The organism is Stenotrophomonas sp. SrG (assembly GCF_050031795.1).
Taxonomy (GTDB): domain Bacteria; phylum Pseudomonadota; class Gammaproteobacteria; order Xanthomonadales; family Xanthomonadaceae; genus Stenotrophomonas; species Stenotrophomonas rhizophila_A.
The window spans coordinates 1-253 of sequence record NZ_JBNBBE010000550.1 but is presented as its reverse complement, the minus strand read 5'-3'; the positions used below and the strand labels follow the sequence as shown (position 1 = coordinate 253).

Annotated in this window: 1 pseudogene; it reads left to right on the top strand. The window is 63.2% G+C overall.

The features are described from left to right. A pseudogene (locus ACQG3P_RS20815) lies at positions 1 to 134 on the top strand (response regulator); the annotation flags it as partial. Positions 135 to 253: the final 119 nt, after the last annotated feature.

The following is a 253-nucleotide window of genomic DNA, read 5'->3' as shown; positions in this document are numbered from 1 at the left end:
CCTTCGTGGTCAAGCCGGTCGATTTCAAGGAATTCCAGGAAGCCATCCAGGGGCTGGGCATGTTCTGGGGCCTCACCAACCAGCCGCCGCCGCACGGCACACAGTTTGGCGCGAAGAGTCGAAAAGATGGCTGAGGATGTAACCGGCAATCCGATCCGCATTCTGATGGTGGAGGACAGCGCGCTGGACGCGGAGCTGAACACCCTTCAGCTCAGCCGCGCCGGCCTGCCCTGCACTGCGGAGCGCACCTGGT